Source organism: Achromobacter spanius, from assembly GCF_029637605.1.
GTDB lineage: Bacteria > Pseudomonadota > Gammaproteobacteria > Burkholderiales > Burkholderiaceae_B > Achromobacter > Achromobacter spanius_E.
Genome location: NZ_CP121261.1, coordinates 2,716,038 through 2,736,966, shown reverse-complemented (window position 1 = coordinate 2,736,966; position 20,929 = coordinate 2,716,038). Strand labels below are relative to the sequence as shown.

The following is a 20,929-nucleotide window of genomic DNA, read 5'->3' as shown; positions in this document are numbered from 1 at the left end:
AACTTGAATAATTGCGTCATGAACACCGTCGTCTTCCCTCCCGCTGCGTCGTCCCCCTATGACGAGGATGCCGACGCCTTGCCTCGGGAGAAACCCGCACTGAACGTCGGCATTGTGCTGATGGACCAGTTCACGCTGGCCGCCTTCGCCGGCTTGGTGGATGTGTTGCGCCTGGCGGGCGACCACGGTGGGCGCAGCCGGCAGATCCATACCTCATGGCGTGTCATGAGCTGGGACGGCAAACCGCGCTGCGCAAGCGCGGGCTTGACGATCGATGTCGCCGACGGCCTGCCCGCGGACCCCGCCGAGTTCGACTACGTGGCGGTGTGCGGCGGCAACGACTATCACAACGGCCGCATGCCGGAGCCGCTGCGCGACTGGCTGCGGCTGGCGGCGGCGCGGCGCGTGCGTTTGCTGGGGATCTGCACCGGCACCTTCGCCTTGGCGCAGGCCGGGGTGGTGGGCCCGCGCACCGTCTGCGTGCATTGGAATGTGCTGGACGCCTTCCGCGAGCGCTTTCCGCAGACGCGCGCGGTGGTGGACCGCTTGTTCGTGGACGAAGGTGACCTGATTTCCTGCGCGGGGTCCACGGCGGCCATCGATTTGGCCTTGTATCTGGTGGCCAGGCATTGCGGGCGCGACAAGGCGCAGCAGGCCATGCGCCACATGATGCTGCAAGGCGTGCGCCCGGGGCGTGTGCCGCAAGCGCATTTCCGCACCGATCTGTCCGGCATCCAGGACCTGCGGGTGCGACAGGCCGCGCACTTTATCGAACAACGCATCGACAACCCGCCACCGCTGGACGCCATTGCGCGCTATGTCGGGGTGGGGCGCCGCCAGTTGGAACGGGCGTTCCGGCTGGCTACGGGCAAGTCGCCCATGGCATTTCAGCGACAACTGCGCCTGGAATACGGAAGCTGGTTGTTGCTGAATAATCCTTGCAGCATCACGCAGATTGCGCTGGACTGCGGCTTTGCGGATGGCGCGCACTTCTCGCGCGACTTTCGCGCGCATTTTGGTTTGTCCCCACGGCAGTATCAGCAGGCCCGCGGCTTGCTGGCCGTGGGTCAAGAGGGCGGCGCCGAGGATTTTCCCGCCTGACCCTCGCCCCGACGCAAGGAGACGGCATGACCTATGACCTTTGGTATTGGGAAACCATTCCCGGACGCGGCGAGTTCGTACGCCTGGCGCTTGAAGCAGGCGGCATTCCGTACCGCGAGCGCGTACGCGAACCGGGCGCCTCGGATGATGCGCTGATCGAAGATATGCGCGCGCCCCGCGCGCATCCCCCATTTGCGCCGCCGTATCTGGTGGTCGGCAAGATCACGCTGGGGCAAACCGCCAATATCCTGCTTTATCTTGGGGAAAAGCATGGCTTGGCGCCGGATTCCCTGGAAGGCCGGTTGTGGGTGAACCAGTTGCAATTGACCATTGCCGATATGGTGACCGAGGCGCACGACACTCACCATCCCATTTCGGCAAACGATTACTACGAAGACCAGAAAGAGGAAGCGGCACGGCGCGCCCGGGCCTTCCGGGAAGAGCGCATTCCAAAGTTCCTGGCTTATTTTGAGCGCGTGTTGGCCGGACCGTCCGCGTGGCTCGCGGGTGGGGATCGCTGGAGCTATGTGGACTTGTCGCTTTTCCATCTGGTGGACGGGCTGCTATATGCATTTCCGAAGCGCATGGGCACGGTGGCGGCGCATTATCCGAACGTCATGGCATTGCACGCGCGGGTGGCGGTGTTACCGGCGTTGCAGCCCTATTTTTCCAGCGGCAGGCGGCTGCCATTCGGCGAATGCATATTCCGCCAGTATCGCGAACTGGATGCGGCTTGAGCTAAGTAGCTCCCATTTGCATTAATAATTAGGGCCAGTTCCAGTATCGGAAATGGCCCTTTTCATTAATACGAGAAAAGGTCTGAATGTGACTTTGTAGTAACCCGATTGCACCGTAGGTGATACCGGGTTTATACGGAGAGAACTACTACCTATAAATGACATTTACCTCATGGAATTCAAATTTTTTTCACGACATGAGTGTCAATAGGTTGAGAAACGGACATTTATAGGATTAATATTTTCGACTGGATACATTCTGCAGGGTTTATCTTCTTTATAGGTTCCGTCGCCGTTGGGGCGGCGGACAAACGGAGTAGTGCATGCGGCGCGGCGTACATTGCTTGGCTTGGGTCGGGACGCGCCAGTCAGTTCTGCTTTGAAAACTCTTTTTGGTCATTGTCAGCAACTTCGTCCCAACCTTGGCAGGAGAAGCCTTATGCAATGGACTACATTCAGCCGCCTGTTCCGTGGAAATCGCGGTATGCAGAAGGCGGACCTATACGGTCAGATATCCGCCATTCACAAGGCACAGGCCGTGATCGAATTCGATCTCCAGGGGCATGTGCTGATGGCAAATCAGAATTTCCTGGACACCATGGGTTATTCACTGGACGAAGTGCTGGGCCAGCATCACGCCATGTTCATCGATCCCACTGAACGCGAATCCGCGGAATACGCGGCGTTTTGGCACAAGCTGGGGCAGGGCGCCTACGACGCGGGACGTTATCGCCGGGTCCGTAAAGACGGCAGCGATGTCTGGCTGCAAGCGTCGTACAACCCCATCTTCGATAAACGCGGGCGGCCGCTGAAGGTGGTGAAGTACGCCACCGACATTACCGATCAGCAACAACGCCAGGCCGACACCGAAGGGCAATTGGCGGCAATATCCAAAGTGCAGGCGATTATCGAGTTTGAACTCGACGGCACCATCATTCGCGCCAATGATCTGTTCTTGAAAACCGTGGGCTACCAAGCCTCGGAAGTGGAAGGCCGCCACCACAGCATGTTTGTGCGCCCGGAAGAGGCACGAGGCGCGGCCTATAAGGAGTTCTGGCGCAAGCTGCGCGCCGGCGAATACGACACCGGCCAATATCTGCGTATCGGCAAGAATGGCCGCCAGGTATGGATCGAAGCCAGCTATAACCCCATCTTCGACGCCGAGGGCCGGCCGTTCAAAGTGGTGAAATTCGCCACGGATATCACCACGCGCTTTACCGCCGCGCAGACGCTCAGGGTGGCGGTGCAGGGCTTGACGGAAAATGCCGAGCGCGCAAGCCAGGCCAATGGGTTGGCGCTGGATGCAAGCCAGATTGCCGAGCAGGGAGGCAAGACCGTGCAGGGCGTGGTGCGCACCATGAGCGCCATCACCGAAAGCTCGCGCCGTATTTCCGAGATTATCGGCGTGATGGACGGCGTTGCTTTTCAAACCAATATCCTGGCGCTGAATGCCGCCGTGGAAGCGGCGCGAGCCGGTGCGCATGGCAAGGGGTTTGCCGTGGTCGCGGCCGAGGTGCGCAGCCTGGCGCAAAGCAGCGCCGCGGCCGCCAAGGAAATCAAAGGCCTGATCACCACGTCGGTCGAACAGATTGAAAGCGGAGCGGGCCAGGTCCAGTCGGCGGGCGCCACGATGGAAGATATCGTGGCATCGTCGCGGCGGGTTACCGAGATCATGGCGGAAGTGGTGAACGTGTCGCTTGCCCAGTCGGCCAAGCTGGGGGGCGTGACGGAAGACATCACCAAAATGACCGCTGAAGCTGAACAGACATGGCGGGCCACCCAGGACGCGGCCGACGCGCTGGCGGCGCGCCAGGGCCGGCAGCATCCCGTGGTCAAGCCGGTAACCGACTCGGTGCGTGCCAGGCAGGCGGCCAATACGCCGTTGCCCGCCGCGCCGGTTCTGGAATATGTGCGGTACTGAGTCCGTGGGGCTGAGAGCGCATTACTGAGCCCCGCGCGAGTGCGCTATAAAGACGGTTCTGTTTGAATCCCAGGCCTGGGCCGGACCTTTACCGCCCAGGCCGATTATTTTTGCGGCCACCGTCCATGACTGAATCCGAAGCCCTGGCTCTTGCCTCGCACCGCCACTACAAAGGCGGTCTTTACCTGTATGTGGGCACGGCCCGCCATTCCGAAACCGAAGAGTCAATGGTGGTGTACGAACACCTGTGGCCGCACGAACGTGGCCTGTGGGTGCGGCCCGCGTCGCTGTTCTTTGGCCAGTTGGCCGATGGCTCGCCACGTTTTGCGCCCTTGGGCGCGGGGCAGTGACGCCGTGACGTTCTATAACCGGCGTCCGCGCACGGGCATGGCGTCGTCACGCACGGCGGGCAAGCCCACCCAAGCGTCGGCGGCGCTGACCTCGGCCTTGCAGGCCTTGCGTGGCCCGTTCATCGTGGCCGACTTGGAAACCACCGGGCTGTCCACCGCCACGTGCGAGATCCTGGAATTTGCGGCGGTCCGTGTCGAGACGTGCGGCACATTGGCACGCGAGTACACGCAGGTGGTGCGCACGGCCTCGCCCGTGCCGTCCTTCATTACCCGGCTGACCGGCATCACGCAGGCCGAAGTCGACCGTCATGGAGTGCCGGTCATGCAGGCGTTTTCGTCTTTCCTGGCGTTTGTCGAAGACTTGCCGGTGTTCTTTCACAACGCGTCGTTTGACCGGCGTTTCCTGGGGGCGGCGGCGGATCAGACGGGGTTGCCGTTCCTGAATCCTACGAATTGCACCCTGGCGCTGGCGCGGCGGGCCTGGCCGGAATTGCCTTCGCACAAGCTGGATATCCTGGCCCGCCACGTGGGCGCATCGAACCCAACGCACAGGGCGCTGGCCGATGTGCGCACCACGGTTGCCGTGGCGCTGGCGGCCAACGCGCGCCTGGCCCTGGGGCAAGCCGCGCCGGCGTAGGCCTCAGATCACTTGCTGTTCGTGATGCACCAGGGGCGGTTCGACGAAGAAACCGCCGACCAGCTTGCGCCATTCCTGGAAGTCGGGCGATTCGCGGAAATCCACCATGTGGTTTTCAACCGTTTCCCAGGTGACAACCAGGGTGTAACGCTGCGGCTGTTCAATGCTGCGATGCAGTTCCATCCCGTGGCAGCCACGGGCACGCAGGAACAGGGGCTTGGCTTGTGCGACGCCTGCCTCGAACAGCGCTTCCTGTCCTTCGCGCACATGGATGCTGGCAATTTCCTGGATCATGACGGGGTCTCCAATGAATTGGGGCCAGGTGGGTCCTGGCCGGCCGGAGTAGTATGGCGGAAATTTCTTATATCAGCCTGACCGATGAATTCCCGAGCCGCCGTCCTGACTCGCCTCGTTGCCGTTCGCCTGTTGTGGTACGCGGGTATCGGCGCAATTGCGCTCATGGCCCTCTCGCAGCACACGCAGTTCAGTGTGGCCGTGGTGCTGTCCGCGATTGCCATTTACGTCCCCTTGTCGATGTTGTGCCTGCCGCTGATGGCATGGCTTTGTGTTGGCCGCGTAACGCCGCCAGCCGGGCATGGCATGCCGCCTGTGTGGCCGGCGTGGCTAGCGGGCGCGTTGGGCATTTCACTGCTGGCCAGCTACCACGTGCTGGCCGACCCGGCCTTGGCGGAGTGCGGTTTCCTGCTGCTGTTGGTGGGGGGCGACCTTGGGTTGGCCCGCCGCGAGGCGGCACAATTCATCCATGTTGTACGGCTTTCGCAAACTCGACAGTAAGCCTATAGGCCATCAACGCCCGGCCACCCCGCGTGCGCGCTAGGCACCTTGCCTGATCCGTTCGCGCCTTTAGCCATCCTTAGAGTTGAACCCGCGTCCGCGCGCGGCGGCATCGTCTGCCACTTTCATCGGCCATACGCATGGTTTGACGACGGGCTGCTCGTCATTTCTGCTTTTCGCTTCATGCGTTGCGCTCGTCCACAAAGACGCGATCGCCCGTTTAGCCGATATCGACATGCCTAGGACGGAGCAATCATTCCGTACCAATACGAAAGTCCCACGCCCAGCGTTGTTGCCAGGCTTGGGGCAAGACGTAGCGGTCCGCGCCGGTCGGCCACCGGTGCCTGTGTATCCGCATGAAGCGGGTCAGGAGGAGCTCAAATGAAAAAGCTCGCAGCAGTCGCAGCCTTGTCGTTGTTTGCCGCATCGGCTTATGCCAGTGGGCCGAACATCTCTTCCGTGTCGATCACCGGCCATGCCGGCACGATCAATGGCACGGCCTCATCCATCTCGAACGGCAGTTCGGTGGTGGCCACCCAAGTCAACGGCTATGGCTCTTCCAGCCAGACGTCGTTCGGCGAAACGGGCGGCGTCGCGCAAGTGGGCGGGTCGTTCAACCACGAAGGCACGACGGTGGTGACCAGCACGCGCCAGTACGCCACCAGCGAAACCTACGGCAGTGTGTCGGGCAATGCCCCGATCATGGTCGGCGACAGCATCGCCAACGGCGGCGCCACGTTCGGGCAGACGGAAACCGTGGCTTCGGCCGCGGGAACCTTCAAGGCCGCCAACATCGGCGCGTTTGGGGCGATTGGTGGGGTGGGCCCGATGGGCCACGTTGGCGGCTTCAATCGCTGACCCAATTATCCGGACGGCTCCGGCCGTCCGGTCGAGGGGACATCATGAAGAAAATCGTGTTTGCAATTACGCTGTCGCTGGTGGCCGGCTCGGCCGTGGCGCAGACGAGCAATTCAAGTTCCACTACCTCTGCAACGTCGGGGTCGACCAACGCCGGCAATAACCAGGGCATTACGTTCAACTCAAGCAATAACGGCTCCAGCTCGGTGAAGACGGTGCCCCCGGTGGGCGGCCAGAGTTTTTATGGTTCGTTTTCGTCGGATAGCTGCATGGTGTCCGCCGGCGGTGGCGGCTCGGTCATCGGCTTCGGCATGAACGTGGCGGTGCCGATCGAAGACCAGAAGTGCAGTTTGCGGCGCAATTTCGAACGCACCATGCAGGCGGCGGCCTCCACCAAGGATGCCGACCGTTCGCGACGCCTGGAAACGGCGGCCATCGACATCCTGTGCCAGACGGACGACCGCACCAAGGCCGCGCTGGTGGCGCAGGGCCTGTGCACCAATCCAGCCTTGACGACGGCGGACCACCGCTTCGACACCTCGGCCGTGGCGCAGGCCGCGCCGACCTCGACGGCGGCCACCGTGCCAGCCGCGCCGATGCAGAGCCGGGTCCTGGCGGCACCCCCCGCAGCCACGGCCGCGATGCAAGCGTATCCGGTGCAAACCGCGCAGGCCACCGCGCTGGCGTCGCCGCCCTTGCGCAACCCACGGCTTGAACGCCAGCAGTTCGCGGACTTGTATTCGCCCGGTTGAAGAGAAGGGGAGCGGCGCCTACGCCGAGGGCGGCGGCGCCACTCCCTTGGTCTCCTGCTCGCCGCTCAGCGGCGAGGGCGACGGCGACGACAGCACCATTGTCGGCGGCGACGAGACTTCCAGCCCGGCGTCATGCAAGCGCTTGAGGACAGTGAACAGCAGGGCGCTGCGTACCCCGTAGGCGGCGCGCGGCGACGACACATAACCCCTGGCGTTGAAGATCAGATGCCCGTTTTCAATGCCGTCCAGGAACACGTTGGGGGCGGGGGTGTCCAGCACGTCCTCGTGGTCGGCGAAGGCTTGCAGGATGAGTTCGCGCACTGCTTCGGCGTCGGTCGACAGCGGCATCGGCAGCTTGATCTGCACCAGCCCAAGCGGGTTCGAATGGGTCACGTTGCGCACGGTTTTCGTCACGAACTCAGAGTTCGGCACGATCACGGTGGAGCGGTCGCCCATCTGGATTTCGGTGGCGCGCACGTTGATGCGCAGGATGTCGCCTTCGACCCCGCCCAACGACACCCAGTCGCCCACCTTGACCGGCCGTTCGGCCAGCAGGATCAGGCCCGACACGAAGTTCTGCACCACGGCTTGCAAGCCGAAACCGATACCGACCGATAGCGCGCTGGCGATCCACGCCACGCGCTCCAGGCCGATGCCGGCGGCGGATAACGACAGCGCAAAAGCAATGACGAAACCCGCATAACCGAACAAGGTGGCGGCGGATAGCTGCATGCCCGGATCCAGTTCCGTCGTGGGCAGATAGCGGTTCGACAACCAGCGCTTGAGCAATTTGACGCTGAGCAGCGACAAGGCCAACACCACCAACGCTTGCAGCACCGCGCCCGGCCGGATCTGCGCTTCGCCGATCGCCAGGCCCTTGTGCAGTTGGTCAAAGCGCTGCACCAGGTCCATCGGCCCTTCGCCAAATGGGGCCACCAGCAAGATGATGGCCACCAAAGCGACCATCACGCGGCCCAAGCCGGAAAGCAGCACTGCCGCCTGGTCGCGCAGGCTGGCGCCTTCACGTTCGCCCTCGCGGTGCGTGGTGCCCAGCAGCGTGCTGAATCCGTCCTCGATCAGTGTCGACACCAGATAGGCGGAGGCCAGCACGATCAAGACCCACAGCGCCTGCTTGGCCAGGAATGCGCCGAACGCCACATAGCCCGCCAGCAAGCAGGCCAGGCTCAGGACCAGCACCGTCCAGAGGATGCCCAACAGCAGTGAAATCCAGAAGGGCGCGGGCGCCTCGGTTTCCTGAATCAGCTTCTGCCGCAGGCGACGGCCGATCACCAGCACGGCGCTCATGGTCGCCATGATCAAGGCGGCGACGATGCCGGTCAGCGTGATCGTCGTGGTCAGGCTGGCATTGAGCAACACAGGCAGGCGTTCAGCCAGCCAGATCATCACCACCAGCGTACCCAGCAGGTTCGGCAGCCATTGCAAGCGCGTAGCCGCGGCATTGCTGATGGGCGGCAAGCGCCACGAGGGGCGGCTGCGGGACAGCAGCGCATTGCCAAGCCCAGAGACATAACCGCCAAAACAGACGGTGGCTACCAAGGTTGCCAGCAACGAGACCGTGTTGTCGGACAGTTGCGAATCCCAATCGAGGCCGGTGTGGATCAGCAGGGCGATGATGCCGGGCGTCGCCACCGACAGCATCACCTGCGCCACGGCCAGGAACGAGCGGCGCAGCCGACCGGGTGGCACGCGGGTGGCGGTCAGTCTAAGAATCAACCGGCCGATCCAGATGCGCAGCGCGATGGTCAGCGCGGCGGCGCCGGCCAGCAACAGCCAGCCCCACTTCGGTGTTTGGCCGACGGCGGTCGTCAAGTCATCGCCCAGGGCCTCCAGCCGCTTGAGGTCACGGGGGAGTTCGGCCTGGAATTCGGTCCAGAACTGACCCGATAGGAAGGAATCGCGGCGTTCACCCAGGCGGGCCTGAAATTGCGTACGCCGCTGTGCCGAAATCTGTTCGGCGGTCTGGCCCGCGTCCACCGACAACAACCGGGCCAGCTTGACCTGAGCGTCAAGCGCGCGGCTGTTCTTTTCCAACTGTGCGCGCTGGGCCGCCACGTCGGGCGCTTCCTTGGCGCCTTCCGGGGGCACGCCCAGTTCGCTCAAGCGGGCTGTCACGCTGGCCAATTGCGGGGTCAACGCCTCGCTGACCGCGTCGGCCTTGGACTGGATGTCGAGCGCCTCGCCACGCTGCTTGACCAGCGTGGCGTCATCGGTTTCGTCCGCGACACGCTTGCGCATGTCGTCGATCTGCTTGCGGGCCGCGGCCAGTTGCGTTTCGAATTCCGCCGGAGTCTGGGGCGGCGCCGCAAAGGCGGGCATCAGGCAAAACGACAGCAGCATCGCCGCGATAAGCGCCGCGAAAGGGGGCATGCGCCAGGAGCGCTTGCATAAGAACAGAAGGGGGGCGGTGTGGGTCATATTCCGGGAGCGAGTCACTCGCGTCGAGGCGGCAGCATACCAAGGCAAGGGCTTGCCCATTGCAACAAAAATAGTGCTGTGTCCCCGGTATGCCGAGCACTGTCGGACAGTCGGTAGGCGGATCCTCGTCAGGGATATAAACGGGGGCGGATCAGCTTCGGCGATGCAGTCGCGCTTTGGACCGCTTGTCGGGCGCAATCCCTATTTACCAGCCCAACGTTTGGAATCAACTCAGCCGCGTTGGCGCACCGCGTGCCACTGCCTTTTTCGGCTTGCCCAGCACCGTGTCGCAGACGTCCAGCCACGCCCGCGCGGCGAATGACAAGTAGCCCGATTGCAGCCAGATATGCCCCACTTCCCATTGCATGCCCGACTTGGCCAGCTTGGCCGTGCTCAAGCCGCGCGTCTTCATGCGTTGCATCAAGGGTTCGGGCAGCAGGGCCACGCCCAGGCCAGCGGACGCCATCGCGACCAGAAAGTCCCAGTGCGCACTTTGGGCGGCGATGCTGGGTTGAAGGCCCGCGTCGGCAAAGGCCTGGCGCAAGCGGCGGGTGATGGCGAAGTCGTCGGTGGGAATCAGCAGGCGCGCGTCGCGCAAGGCGCTCAAGGGCAGGGACGTTTTGCCGGCCCACGGCGCGTCGGGCGGCCCGATCACCCAGATGGGGTAGTTGCCGAAAGGCTGCGCGTTCAGTCCGCCATCGGGCGCAATGGGCAAGATGGTTGCACCTACCTCCAGTTCGCCGCTGGCGACCAGGCCTTCCACCGCTTGGCCGGTGCCCTCGCGCAGCGTCAGGTGAATGCCGGGGTGCAGTTCGCGAAAGCGCTTCACCACGGGGGTGAACAGCAAGTTGATCATTGGTGGAATGCCGACTTCCAGCGCCCCGCGGCGCAAGTCGGCCGTCTGGCGCATTTCTTCGCTCAGTTGGCGCATGGTCTCCAGCACTTGCAGCCCGCGCTGGTACATGACGCGCCCGGTGTCGGTGGGCCGGGCGGTGTGGCCGTCGCGAATCAGCAGCGGCGTGCCCGCTTCGTCTTCCAATTGGCGAATCATTTTGCTGACCGTGGACTGCGTCACGAACAGCGTCTTGGCCGCCTGCGTGAAGCTGGCATGCCTGACGGTTTCAACGAAGTACCGCAATGCGCGCACGTCCATGAGAGTGGGTTCCTTGTGGCGCGATGCGCGTGAAGGCAATTCAAACTATGAAAAAAACGACTGGATTGGATGATTTTAAGTCATTACGAGATTCAAGCGCGCGTTTCTATACTGCGGAAAATTCTTCCGGCGCGGGCGTAATGCGTCTGCGGCGGGATATCGGGAAACGCCGCGTCAGACGGTGTCCGGGCGCTAGCGCGGTATCGCCACGCCCGGCCGCAAGCCGTTGGCCTTTAAATCTGGAGACTCCATGCACCTTGACCGTATTCGCCATTCTGGCCTGCTCGCCAAGATCACTTCCGCCGACCAGGCGGCATTGTTGATTCAGGACGGCATGACCGTCGGCATGAGCGGATTCACCCGCGCGGGCGACTGTAAATCCGTGCCGGCGGCATTGGCCAGTCGCGCGGAACGCGAGCCGCTGTCGATCACGCTGATCACCGGCGCGTCGCTGGGCCACGATACCGACAAGATGCTGGCCCAGGCGAATGCGTTGGCGCGCCGCATGCCGTTCCAGGTCGACACCACGTTGCGACGCAAGATCAACCAGGGCGAGATTGCTTTCATTGATCAGCACCTGTCTGAAACGGTGGAGCAATTGCGGGCCGGCCATATCGGACCGATCAACGTGGCAATCATTGAAGCTGCCGCCATCACGGAAACCGGCGCGATTGTGCCCACGATGTCGGTGGGCAATTCGGCGTCTTTCGCGCAACAGGCCGACAAGATCATCATCGAACTGAACGTGGGCGTGCCCGCCGCCATCGAAGGGCTGCACGACATCTATGTGCCGGCCGAGCGTCCGGCGCGCCAGCCCATCGGCCTGACGTCGGTGGATCAGCGTATCGGCCAGCCTTTCATTCAGGTCAACCCTGACAAGATCGCGGCGATCGTCATCACGCACGAGCCCGACAGCCCGTCCAACGCCTTGCCGCCGGACGACGAAACCAGCGCCATCGCCGGCCATATCAACACGTTCTTGCGCGGCGAAGTCGATGCCGGCCGCCTGACCAATGCGCTGCTGCCGCTGCAGGCAGGCATTGGCACCATCGCCAACGCCGTGCTGCATGGTTTTGAATCGTCAGACTTCGATGCGCTGACCATGTATTCCGAAGTGCTGCAAGACAGCGCCATCGAACTGCTGGACCAAGGCAAGCTTGCGTTCGCGTCGGCCTCGTCCATTACCGTATCCAAGCCGGTGTACGACAAGATCCTGGCCAACATGGAGCACTATCGCGAACGCATCGTGCTGCGTCCGCAGGAAATCAGCAACGCGCCGGAAGTCGTCCGTCGCCTGGGTGTTATCGCGATCAATACGGCGTTGGAATTCGATATCTACGGCAACGTGAATTCCACGCATGTTGGCGGCACGCACATGATGAACGGCATCGGCGGCTCGGGCGATTTTGCGCGCAACGCCCATCTGGCTATTTTCGTTTCCAAGTCCATGGCCAAAAACGGCGACATTTCCAGCGTGGTGCCGATGGTGTCCCATGTGGACCATACCGAGCACGACGTGGATGTGCTGGTCACCGAATGTGGTCTGGCTGACCTGCGCGGGCTGGCGCCCCGCGAGCGCGCGCGCGCCATCATCCAGCATTGCGTGCATCCGTCTTACCGAGCCGCCTTGCAAGATTATTTCGACCGCGCCTGCGAACGTGGTGGGCAAACGCCGCATCTTCTGGAAGAGGCGTTCTCCTGGCATCAGCGTTTCAACGAGACCGATTCCATGCTGCCGGCCAAGCCGACGGTCCGCAAGGCGGCCTGAGCGCGCTTTAGTCGGCGGGCTGTTGCTGTTGCTGCTGCGGCGTGACGAGCGCGCAGCGCGACAACTCCAGCTCGTCATGCAGCCACTGTTTCAGCGCAACCAGTGGCGCCCAGTCCCGCAGGCTCGGCGGGTAAACCAGGTGGTAAGTCTGCGCTTGCTCATAGTGCACGCTCATGGGCGACACCCGAACCAGGCGCCCGGCACACAGAGCGTCGGCAGCAAGCAGCTCGCGGCCCAGCGTAATGCCCAGTCCTTGCTCGGCGGCTTGCAACATCATGCCCGCGTCGTTGAACGTGGCGACCGGAGTAACGGGCGTGCGCAATCCTGCCGCGTTGAACCAGTGCTGCCACATTTCCCGTTCGCCCAAGAGCGGCTGGCGAGCCAGGGTTTCGGCACTATCGTCTTCAAGCGAAGCTGCGGTTTCCGGCGACGCCAAAGCGATCAATGGCAAGGGCATGTCGAATAGCGGCTCAGACTCCACCCCGGCCCACGGCCCGCGTCCAAACCTCAAGGCGGCGTGAAAGCCGTCACGCACCAGATCGACCACTTGCTGAGACGTTTCTATCTCTAGCGAAAGTCCCGGGTTTCGCGCGCGCCAACGCGCCATGCGGGGCAACAACCAACGCTGCGCGAACGAGGGCAAGACCGACACCCGCAGCCGTTGCTCACTGCCCGTGGCTGACGCCGCCGCCGCCATGACCCCCTCGTCCAACAGCGCCAGCGCGCTCTGCACGCTGCACAGCAACGCCGCGCCAGCGCTGTTCAAGACTATGCCGCGTCCGCTGCGCTCGAACAGTGGAAAACCCAACTGTTCCTCCAGCCCCTTGATCTGCTGGCTGACCGCGCTGTGCGTCAAGTGCAGCCGCTCAGCGGCGGCGCGCAGATTCTGCAATTCGGCCACCGCGCGAAAGGCGGGCAAGGTATTCAAGGGCAAGCGCATGGTGAGCGATCCAGAGCAAAAAACGTTCGGTTAGCATAACTGACCAATAGGCCGAAAACAATTGGATTTTCAGGCGGGCTTTGGGCGATTACGCTTACCAAAACGTCGAATGTCACAAAGGAGACGCTCATGTCGGCCCAAATTTCCAATATCTATTCCTTCCCAGCCGCCCAGCACCAAAACATGCCTGCCCAGAGCCCGGTCGGACTGGTCAGCCTGTTGTGGGCGGCATTCTGCCAATGGCGGCTTCAGTCTCGCCTGCGCAATCTCGCCGCTGATATGGACCCGCACATCATGAAAGACATGGGCGTGCCAGAGTGGCTGGTCCATGAAAGCACGCTTCAGCGAGACCTGGAGCGCATGCGCAACGCCGACTACCTTCGCTGGTAAAAGTGTCGCAGTTCCCTGATCCTTCTTCGGTTTCTTAAGCGCTCTATATATAGACAGCGCTTTAATGACGAGCCTCTCCTGTATATATAGGCGGGGCGAACGAGGCTCATAGAGGGGCGAACGAGGGCGGTTGAGGCGGCCTGGCCCAGAGTTTTGCTTCGCGGCCATGACAGGCCAAAAACTTGTGCTATAGTCTCGCTCCTTCGCAGTTCAGGCAGTTTTTGAACCGCGAAGCTAAGCAAGCACAACAGGCCGTCCGGCAGGCAATCCGCAAGGAAACCTACCCAGCCTGCCGCAAAGCAGCCAGCAAGTAGTTAAGTTAATAGCTACGCCGGGAGCCAAGCGGTTATTGCATGGATTGCGGCAAATCAGGCAAAAGCCAGTTGCGCAATCTGCAAAAATCGTGCTATAGTCTTGGGCTTGGCTGGTGATGGCGATTCAGGGTTTACCCGGATCAAGATTACAAGCCACCTGGTTCAGTAACCAGCCTCTGGATTCCAGAGCCAACGCGAAGCGCAAGCGAGCGGCGGGGTTGCAAGATAGGGTGCAAATTAGGCAAGAGCCGGTTGCATAATCTGCAAAAGTTGTGTTATAGTTTCAGGCTTGGTAGTTGCCGAAAACTCAGGTTAACCCGAACGGGTTCTGATGTTTCGATAGCTGCTAAGAGAGGGTGATCTGAAGAGGTTGCAAGCAAGAGGGCGGTGGCGCGAAAGCGAACGAAGCTGACTTGACAAGCGATAAAAACTTCTTCATAATCTCGCCTCTCTGCTGCTGAAAACAGCAAGCGACGCAAAGCGAAAGCCGCAGCGAAGCTGGTGGGTTCAGCGAGTGGCAAGAAGTTGGTAGTACAGAATTTAGCAGTACCGCTCTTTAACAATTAAACAACCGATAAGTGTGGGCGCTTGATGCGATGCACTGTGATTCAGGTCTGGGGTCAAACCTTGGCTTGCTTCACAAGCACAATGAAATCAAGTGCTCACTAGAAGTGAAGTACCTTAGACGTCAAGTTTAAGAACATACCTCACTTCCTTTGAGTAGCGACGTATGACCTGGTTCGGATTTATTCGGACCAAGAATACGAAACAAATACAGAGATTAAACTGAAGAGTTTGATCCTGGCTCAGATTGAACGCTAGCGGGATGCCTTACACATGCAAGTCGAACGGCAGCACGGACTTCGGTCTGGTGGCGAGTGGCGAACGGGTGAGTAATGTATCGGAACGTGCCTAGTAGCGGGGGATAACTACGCGAAAGCGTAGCTAATACCGCATACGCCCTACGGGGGAAAGCAGGGGATCGCAAGACCTTGCACTATTAGAGCGGCCGATATCGGATTAGCTAGTTGGTGGGGTAACGGCTCACCAAGGCGACGATCCGTAGCTGGTTTGAGAGGACGACCAGCCACACTGGGACTGAGACACGGCCCAGACTCCTACGGGAGGCAGCAGTGGGGAATTTTGGACAATGGGGGAAACCCTGATCCAGCCATCCCGCGTGTGCGATGAAGGCCTTCGGGTTGTAAAGCACTTTTGGCAGGAAAGAAACGTCATGGGCTAATACCCCGTGAAACTGACGGTACCTGCAGAATAAGCACCGGCTAACTACGTGCCAGCAGCCGCGGTAATACGTAGGGTGCAAGCGTTAATCGGAATTACTGGGCGTAAAGCGTGCGCAGGCGGTTCGGAAAGAAAGATGTGAAATCCCAGAGCTTAACTTTGGAACTGCATTTTTAACTACCGAGCTAGAGTGTGTCAGAGGGAGGTGGAATTCCGCGTGTAGCAGTGAAATGCGTAGATATGCGGAGGAACACCGATGGCGAAGGCAGCCTCCTGGGATAACACTGACGCTCATGCACGAAAGCGTGGGGAGCAAACAGGATTAGATACCCTGGTAGTCCACGCCCTAAACGATGTCAACTAGCTGTTGGGGCCTTCGGGCCTTGGTAGCGCAGCTAACGCGTGAAGTTGACCGCCTGGGGAGTACGGTCGCAAGATTAAAACTCAAAGGAATTGACGGGGACCCGCACAAGCGGTGGATGATGTGGATTAATTCGATGCAACGCGAAAAACCTTACCTACCCTTGACATGTCTGGAATTCCGAAGAGATTTGGAAGTGCTCGCAAGAGAACCGGAACACAGGTGCTGCATGGCTGTCGTCAGCTCGTGTCGTGAGATGTTGGGTTAAGTCCCGCAACGAGCGCAACCCTTGTCATTAGTTGCTACGAAAGGGCACTCTAATGAGACTGCCGGTGACAAACCGGAGGAAGGTGGGGATGACGTCAAGTCCTCATGGCCCTTATGGGTAGGGCTTCACACGTCATACAATGGTCGGGACAGAGGGTCGCCAACCCGCGAGGGGGAGCCAATCCCAGAAACCCGATCGTAGTCCGGATCGCAGTCTGCAACTCGACTGCGTGAAGTCGGAATCGCTAGTAATCGCGGATCAGCATGTCGCGGTGAATACGTTCCCGGGTCTTGTACACACCGCCCGTCACACCATGGGAGTGGGTTTTACCAGAAGTAGTTAGCCTAACCGTAAGGGGGGCGATTACCACGGTAGGATTCATGACTGGGGTGAAGTCGTAACAAGGTAGCCGTATCGGAAGGTGCGGCTGGATCACCTCCTTTCAGAGCTTAAGTGCTCGTGTTAAGCGTCCACTCTTATCGGTTGTTTTTTGTAGCTGGGGTCAATCGTTATTGGCCCGGCGTAGAAGTTAACGCATAGCGCTGCTTGCAGCGCTATGCGTTGGGTTTTACTCAACAGCTATATTCGTTCTTTAACAATCTGGAAGAAGCACAACGAAATGTACTTATTAAGTACTCGACGCAAGTCGAAGAAGATAAGTACGGGTTGTGATTGCATTATTTTGTTCCAAGTTCTCAAGACTGGGGTGAATAACCTCAGACTGCTTTGAAACTTATGAACGGCACAAACGCTAATACTCAGGTCCTATAGCCTACAGTGTTATAGGATCAAGCGACTAAGTGCATATGGTGGATGCCTTGGCGATCACAGGCGATGAAGGACGTAGTAGCCTGCGAAAAGCTACGGGGAGCTGGCAAACAAGCTTTGATCCGTAGATGTCCGAATGGGGAAACCCACTGCAGCAATGCAGTATCCCTAGCTGAATACATAGGCTAGTGGAAGCGAACCGGGTGAACTGAAACATCTCAGTAGCTCGAGGAAAAGAAATCAACCGAGATTCCGAAAGTAGTGGCGAGCGAAATCGGAAGAGCCTTTACGTTTTAGCGCGCAAGATAGTCGAACGGAATGGAAAGTCCGGCCGTAGCAGGTGATAGCCCTGTAGATGAAATCTTGTGTGTGGAACTAAGCGTAAGACAAGTAGGGCGGGACACGTGAAATCCTGTTTGAAGATGGGGGGACCATCCTCCAAGGCTAAATACTCGTGATCGACCGATAGTGAACCAGTACCGTGAGGGAAAGGCGAAAAGAACCCCGGAAGGGGAGTGAAATAGATCCTGAAACCGTATGCATACAAACAGTAGGAGCCTCCTTGTGGGGTGACTGCGTACCTTTTGTATAATGGGTCAGCGACTTACATTCAGTGGCAAGGTTAACCGAATAGGGAAGCCGTAGCGAAAGCGAGTCCGAATAGGGCGATTCAGTCGCTGGGTGTAGACCCGAAACCAGATGATCTATCCATGGCCAGGTTGAAGGCACGGTAACACGTGCTGGAGGACCGAACCCACTAATGTTGAAAAATTAGGGGATGAGCTGTGGATAGGGGTGAAAGGCTAAACAAATCTGGAAATAGCTGGTTCTCTCCGAAAACTATTTAGGTAGTGCCTCAAGTATTACTGCGGGGGGTAGAGCACTGTTATAGCTAGGGGGTCATGGCGACTTACCAAACTATGGCAAACTCCGAATACCCGCAAGTACAGCTTGGGAGACAGAGCACCGGGTGCTAACGTCCGGACTCAAGAGGGAAACAACCCAGACCGCCAGCTAAGGTCCCGAATTATCGCTAAGTGGGAAACGAAGTGGGAAGGCATAGACAGTCAGGAGGTTGGCTTAGAAGCAGCCATCCTTTAAAGAAAGCGTAATAGCTCACTGATCGAGTCGTCCTGCGCGGAAGATGTAACGGGGCTAAGCGATAAACCGAAGCTGCGGGTGTGCACTTTTAGTGCACGCGGTAGGAGAGCGTTCTGTAAGCCTGCGAAGGTGGCTTGTAAAGGCTGCTGGAGGTATCAGAAGTGCGAATGCTGACATGAGTAGCGATAAAGGGGGTGAAAAGCCCCCTCGCCGTAAGTCCAAGGTTTCCTGCGCAACGTTCATCGGCGCAGGGTGAGTCGGCCCCTAAGGCGAGGCAGAGATGCGTAGCTGATGGGAAACTGGTTAATATTCCAGTACCGTCGTACAGTGCGATGGGGGGACGGATCGCGGAAGATCATCAGGGTGTTGGATGTCCCTGTTGCTGTATCGAAGATGGCGCTTAGGCAAATCCGGGCGCGTAAATCAAGGGTATGGCACGAGCGAGCATTGCTTGCGAAGTGATTGGAAGTGGTTCCAAGAAAAGCCTCTAAGCTTCAGCTGTACGAGACCGTACCGCAAACCGACACAGGTGGACGGGATGAATATTCCAAGGCGCTTGAGAGAACTCAGGAGAAGGAACTCGGCAAATTGATACCGTAACTTCGGGAGAAGGTATACCCCGGTAGTGTGAAGCGCCTGCGCGCTTAGCATGATGGGGTCGCAGAGAATCGGTGGCTGCGACTGTTTATTAAAAACACAGCACTCTGCAAAGACGAAAGTCGACGTATAGGGTGTGACGCCTGCCCGGTGCCGGAAGGTTAAGTGATGGGGTGCAAGCTCTTGATCGAAGCCCCGGTAAACGGCGGCCGTAACTATAACGGTCCTAAGGTAGCGAAATTCCTTGTCGGGTAAGTTCCGACCTGCACGAATGGCGTAACGATGGCCACACTGTCTCCTCCTGAGACTCAGCGAAGTTGAAGTGTTTGTGATGATGCAATCTACCCGCGGCTAGACGGAAAGACCCCATGAACCTTTACTGTAGCTTTGCATTGATCTGTGAACCGGCCTGTGTAGGATAGGTGGGAGGCTTTGAAGCGTGGTCGCTAGATCACGTGGAGCCATCCTTGAAATACCACCCTGGTTTGTTTGCGGTTCTAACCTTGGTCCGTTATCCGGATCGGGGACAGTGCATGGTGGGCAGTTTGACTGGGGCGGTCTCCTCCCAAAGTGTAACGGAGGAGTTCGAAGGTACGCTAGGTACGGTCGGAAATCGTGCTGATAGTGCAATGGCATAAGCGTGCTTGACTGTGAGACTGACAAGTCGAACAGGTGCGAAAGCAGGACATAGTGATCCGGTGGTTCTGAATGGAAGGGCCATCGCTCAACGGATAAAAGGTACTCTGGGGATAACAGGCTGATACCGCCCAAGAGTTCATATCGACGGCGGTGTTTGGCACCTCGATGTCGGCTCATCTCATCCTGGGGCTGTAGCCGGTCCCAAGGGTATGGCTGTTCGCCATTTAAAGAGGTACGTGAGCTGGGTTTAAAACGTCGTGAGACAGTTTGGTCCCTATCTGCCGTGGGCGTTGGATACTTGACGGAGCCTGCTCCTAGTACGAGAGGACCGGAGTGGACGTACCTCTGGTGTACCGGTTGTCATGCCAATGGCATTGCCGGGTAGCTAAGTACGGAAGAGATAACCGCTGAAGGCATCTAAGCGGGAAACTCGTCTGAAGATTAGGTATCCCGGGGACTTGATCCCCCTAAAGAGTCGTTCGAGACCAGGACGTTGATAGGTCGGGTGTGGAAGCGCAGTAATGCGTTAAGCTAACCGATACTAATTGCTCGTGAGGCTTGATCCTATAACACTGATGGTTATGACCTGGTGGTATAGCGTTCCAAGTGTCGTTCAATACAAAATCTGGCTGCACCGTCGGCAGCCAGCCAACACCAATTACATCCCCCCTGTGCGTGATCATCGAGCTAGTCTCTGGTCACCCACACGTTGTGTTTCTTCCAAGATTGGAGCCGTTGCGTTAACCCGCAGCTGCTCAACCCGTTACGCCTGACGACCATAGCAAGGTGGTACCACTCCTTCCCATCCCGAACAGGACAGTGAAACGCCTTCGCGCCGATGATAGTGGACGGACGTCTGTGAAAGTAGGTCATCGTCAGGCTTTTATTGCGCAAAACCCCACAGGTGATCCTGTGGGGTTTTGTTTTTGGGTTTTGAGTTTAGATTTGAGATCCAAGATTTGATCTTCGCGATACTGATTAATTGAAAACGCCTCGCGGCTGATACCGCGAGGCGTTTTTGTTTCTAATCGGACAAGGCCTGAGTGTTTCCCGTTAGGGCATTTGGCGGCGCAGGGCCTGGAAGAACAATTCTGACTGCAGGCGCTCGCTTTGAATCTGTGCTGCGACTTTGGCAGCAAGATCGGTATTTACCGGCTTGAGCGGGCGGCCAGTCGACTGTGCCAGCACCTGCGCGGAACAGGCTCGTTCCAGGAAAAAGAGATCGTCGTAGGCGTAGTCCAGCCGCTCACCGCACACCACGACTCCGTGATTGCCCAGAAAAACAATGTCGGCGCCTTGCATTGCATGCGCAATGCGTTCCCCTTCACTGACGTCCAACGCGAGACCGTTGTAGTTTTCGTCGATGGTCAGGCGGCCATGGAAGCGCATGGCGTTCTGCGACAGGGTGGTGTCCAGGCCACGATCGCTGGTGAGCGTTAATGCCGTGGCGTAGGGCATGTGCGTGTGCAAGACGCAGGCTTTGCCGGCGATACGGTGAATAGCGGCGTGGATGAACATGGCCGTGGGCTCGACAGCGTGCCGGCCGGCAAGCTTGTTGCCATGGGCGTCGATCAAGACGATGTCATCAGCCTGGACCTCATTCCACATCAGACCGCGCGGATTCAGCAGGAAATGATCCGGGTCGCCAGGTAGCGCCACGCTGAAATGGTTGCAGACCCCTTCTCCCAAACCATGGGCGGCCGCGGCGCGTAGTGCAAGTGCCAAATCTGCGCGAAGCGCCGCCACGGGTTCCGCGTGAAAAAGAGCGTTGGCAAATTGGGGGTCGGAATTCATGTCTACC

General features: G+C 59.4%; 15 protein-coding genes and 3 rRNA genes. 13 read left to right on the top strand and 5 right to left on the bottom strand.

Translation table 11 applies throughout. The features are described from left to right. Window positions 1-18 precede the first annotated feature (18 nt). The 5 genes from P8T11_RS12095 to P8T11_RS12075 all read left to right on the top strand — a co-directional run bounded on the left by P8T11_RS12095 (window position 19) and on the right by P8T11_RS12075 (window position 4,746). Window positions 19-1,101 carry a GlxA family transcriptional regulator gene (locus P8T11_RS12095; protein ID WP_268081719.1) on the top strand — a complete coding sequence of 361 codons (1,083 nt, stop codon included), beginning with the start codon at window positions 19-21 and terminating at the stop codon, window positions 1,099-1,101. Between the two features lie 26 nt (window positions 1,102-1,127). Next, window positions 1,128-1,838 carry a glutathione S-transferase family protein gene (locus P8T11_RS12090; protein WP_268081720.1) on the top strand — a complete coding sequence of 237 codons (711 nt, stop codon included), beginning with the start codon at window positions 1,128-1,130 and terminating at the stop codon, window positions 1,836-1,838. 439 nt (window positions 1,839-2,277) lie between these two features. Further along, window positions 2,278-3,759: a methyl-accepting chemotaxis protein gene (locus P8T11_RS12085; RefSeq protein ID WP_268081721.1), complete on the top strand. Its 1,482-nt coding sequence runs from the start codon at window positions 2,278-2,280 to the stop codon at window positions 3,757-3,759. Between the two features lie 125 nt (window positions 3,760-3,884). Beyond that, a complete protein-coding gene (locus P8T11_RS12080) occupies window positions 3,885-4,109 on the top strand; it encodes a DUF1653 domain-containing protein (RefSeq protein WP_050448360.1) in 225 nt (74 codons plus the stop codon). 37 nt (window positions 4,110-4,146) lie between these two features. Beyond that, window positions 4,147-4,746, top strand: a complete 600-nt coding sequence (locus P8T11_RS12075) for a 3'-5' exonuclease (RefSeq protein WP_268082376.1) — start codon at window positions 4,147-4,149, stop codon at window positions 4,744-4,746. A gap of 3 nt (window positions 4,747-4,749) precedes the next feature. Here P8T11_RS12075 and P8T11_RS12070 read toward each other — a convergent pair whose 3' ends face one another. Continuing rightward, window positions 4,750-5,040 (bottom strand): antibiotic biosynthesis monooxygenase family protein, encoded by a 291-nt coding sequence (locus tag P8T11_RS12070; protein WP_268081722.1) that lies wholly within the window; start codon window positions 5,038-5,040, stop codon window positions 4,750-4,752. A gap of 84 nt (window positions 5,041-5,124) precedes the next feature. Between P8T11_RS12070 and P8T11_RS12065 the strand changes: the two genes are divergently transcribed. The 3 genes from P8T11_RS12065 (at window position 5,125) to P8T11_RS12055 (ending at window position 7,151) form a co-directional block, all read left to right on the top strand. Continuing rightward, on the top strand, window positions 5,125-5,541 hold the full coding sequence (locus tag P8T11_RS12065; RefSeq protein ID WP_268081723.1) for a hypothetical protein: 417 nt from the start codon (window positions 5,125-5,127) through the stop codon (window positions 5,539-5,541). A gap of 381 nt (window positions 5,542-5,922) precedes the next feature. Beyond that, a complete protein-coding gene (locus tag P8T11_RS12060; protein WP_268081724.1) occupies window positions 5,923-6,399 on the top strand; it encodes a hypothetical protein in 477 nt (158 codons plus the stop codon). Between the two features lie 44 nt (window positions 6,400-6,443). After that, window positions 6,444-7,151, top strand: a complete 708-nt coding sequence (locus P8T11_RS12055) for a hypothetical protein (RefSeq protein WP_268081725.1) — start codon at window positions 6,444-6,446, stop codon at window positions 7,149-7,151. A gap of 18 nt (window positions 7,152-7,169) precedes the next feature. Here the strand turns inward: P8T11_RS12055 and P8T11_RS12050 are convergent, their stop codons facing one another. Continuing rightward, entirely contained in the window at window positions 7,170-9,539 is a 2,370-nt protein-coding gene (locus P8T11_RS12050; protein WP_268081726.1) for a DUF3772 domain-containing protein, read from the bottom strand. Window positions 9,540-9,813: 274 nt separating this feature from the next. Further along, complete coding sequence (locus tag P8T11_RS12045) at window positions 9,814-10,740, bottom strand: LysR family transcriptional regulator (RefSeq protein WP_268081727.1); 927 nt, start codon at window positions 10,738-10,740, stop codon at window positions 9,814-9,816. A gap of 250 nt (window positions 10,741-10,990) precedes the next feature. Here P8T11_RS12045 and P8T11_RS12040 point away from each other — a divergent pair, with 250 nt between their 5' ends. Beyond that, complete coding sequence (locus tag P8T11_RS12040; RefSeq protein WP_268081729.1) at window positions 10,991-12,508, top strand: acetyl-CoA hydrolase/transferase family protein; 1,518 nt, start codon at window positions 10,991-10,993, stop codon at window positions 12,506-12,508. 7 nt (window positions 12,509-12,515) lie between these two features. Here the strand turns inward: P8T11_RS12040 and P8T11_RS12035 are convergent, their stop codons facing one another. Then, window positions 12,516-13,448, bottom strand: coding sequence for a LysR substrate-binding domain-containing protein (locus tag P8T11_RS12035; RefSeq protein WP_268081730.1), 933 nt, complete (start codon window positions 13,446-13,448; stop codon window positions 12,516-12,518). Window positions 13,449-13,577: 129 nt separating this feature from the next. Between P8T11_RS12035 and P8T11_RS12030 the strand changes: the two genes are divergently transcribed. The 4 genes from P8T11_RS12030 to rrf all read left to right on the top strand — a co-directional run bounded on the left by P8T11_RS12030 (window position 13,578) and on the right by rrf (window position 20,009). Next, window positions 13,578-13,838, top strand: a complete 261-nt coding sequence (locus P8T11_RS12030) for an isoleucyl-tRNA synthetase (RefSeq protein WP_268081731.1) — start codon at window positions 13,578-13,580, stop codon at window positions 13,836-13,838. A 1,097-nt stretch (window positions 13,839-14,935) separates the two neighbouring features. After that, a 16S ribosomal RNA gene (locus P8T11_RS12025) occupies window positions 14,936-16,466 on the top strand. A 343-nt stretch (window positions 16,467-16,809) separates the two neighbouring features. Then, window positions 16,810-19,694, top strand: a 23S ribosomal RNA gene (locus P8T11_RS12020). A 202-nt stretch (window positions 19,695-19,896) separates the two neighbouring features. Next, window positions 19,897-20,009 (top strand): 5S ribosomal RNA (rrf, locus tag P8T11_RS12015). Together the 16S, 23S and 5S rRNA genes form the textbook arrangement of a ribosomal RNA operon. Window positions 20,010-20,181: 172 nt before the next feature. Here the strand turns inward: rrf and P8T11_RS12010 are convergent. After that, window positions 20,182-20,922 carry an aldolase gene (locus P8T11_RS12010; protein ID WP_268081732.1) on the bottom strand — a complete coding sequence of 247 codons (741 nt, stop codon included), beginning with the start codon at window positions 20,920-20,922 and terminating at the stop codon, window positions 20,182-20,184. Between the last annotated feature and the right edge of the window lie 7 nt (window positions 20,923-20,929).

Bases quoted from the DNA above. Each gene is read 5' to 3' on its own strand.
- P8T11_RS12095 (WP_268081719.1), top strand. From the start codon at position 19: ATGAACACCGTCGTCTTCCCTCCCGCTGCGTCGTCCCCCTATGACGAG.
- P8T11_RS12090 (WP_268081720.1), top strand. From the start codon at position 1,128: ATGACCTATGACCTTTGGTATTGGGAAACCATTCCCGGACGCGGCGAG.
- P8T11_RS12085 (WP_268081721.1), top strand. From the start codon at position 2,278: ATGCAATGGACTACATTCAGCCGCCTGTTCCGTGGAAATCGCGGTATG.
- P8T11_RS12080 (WP_050448360.1), top strand. From the start codon at position 3,885: ATGACTGAATCCGAAGCCCTGGCTCTTGCCTCGCACCGCCACTACAAA.
- P8T11_RS12075 (WP_268082376.1), top strand. From the start codon at position 4,147: ATGGCGTCGTCACGCACGGCGGGCAAGCCCACCCAAGCGTCGGCGGCG.
- P8T11_RS12070 (WP_268081722.1), bottom strand. From the start codon at position 5,040: ATGATCCAGGAAATTGCCAGCATCCATGTGCGCGAAGGACAGGAAGCG.
- P8T11_RS12065 (WP_268081723.1), top strand. From the start codon at position 5,125: ATGAATTCCCGAGCCGCCGTCCTGACTCGCCTCGTTGCCGTTCGCCTG.
- P8T11_RS12060 (WP_268081724.1), top strand. From the start codon at position 5,923: ATGAAAAAGCTCGCAGCAGTCGCAGCCTTGTCGTTGTTTGCCGCATCG.
- P8T11_RS12055 (WP_268081725.1), top strand. From the start codon at position 6,444: ATGAAGAAAATCGTGTTTGCAATTACGCTGTCGCTGGTGGCCGGCTCG.
- P8T11_RS12050 (WP_268081726.1), bottom strand. From the start codon at position 9,539: ATGCCCCCTTTCGCGGCGCTTATCGCGGCGATGCTGCTGTCGTTTTGC.
- P8T11_RS12045 (WP_268081727.1), bottom strand. From the start codon at position 10,740: ATGGACGTGCGCGCATTGCGGTACTTCGTTGAAACCGTCAGGCATGCC.
- P8T11_RS12040 (WP_268081729.1), top strand. From the start codon at position 10,991: ATGCACCTTGACCGTATTCGCCATTCTGGCCTGCTCGCCAAGATCACT.
- P8T11_RS12035 (WP_268081730.1), bottom strand. From the start codon at position 13,448: ATGCGCTTGCCCTTGAATACCTTGCCCGCCTTTCGCGCGGTGGCCGAA.
- P8T11_RS12030 (WP_268081731.1), top strand. From the start codon at position 13,578: ATGTCGGCCCAAATTTCCAATATCTATTCCTTCCCAGCCGCCCAGCAC.
- P8T11_RS12010 (WP_268081732.1), bottom strand. From the start codon at position 20,922: ATGAATTCCGACCCCCAATTTGCCAACGCTCTTTTTCACGCGGAACCC.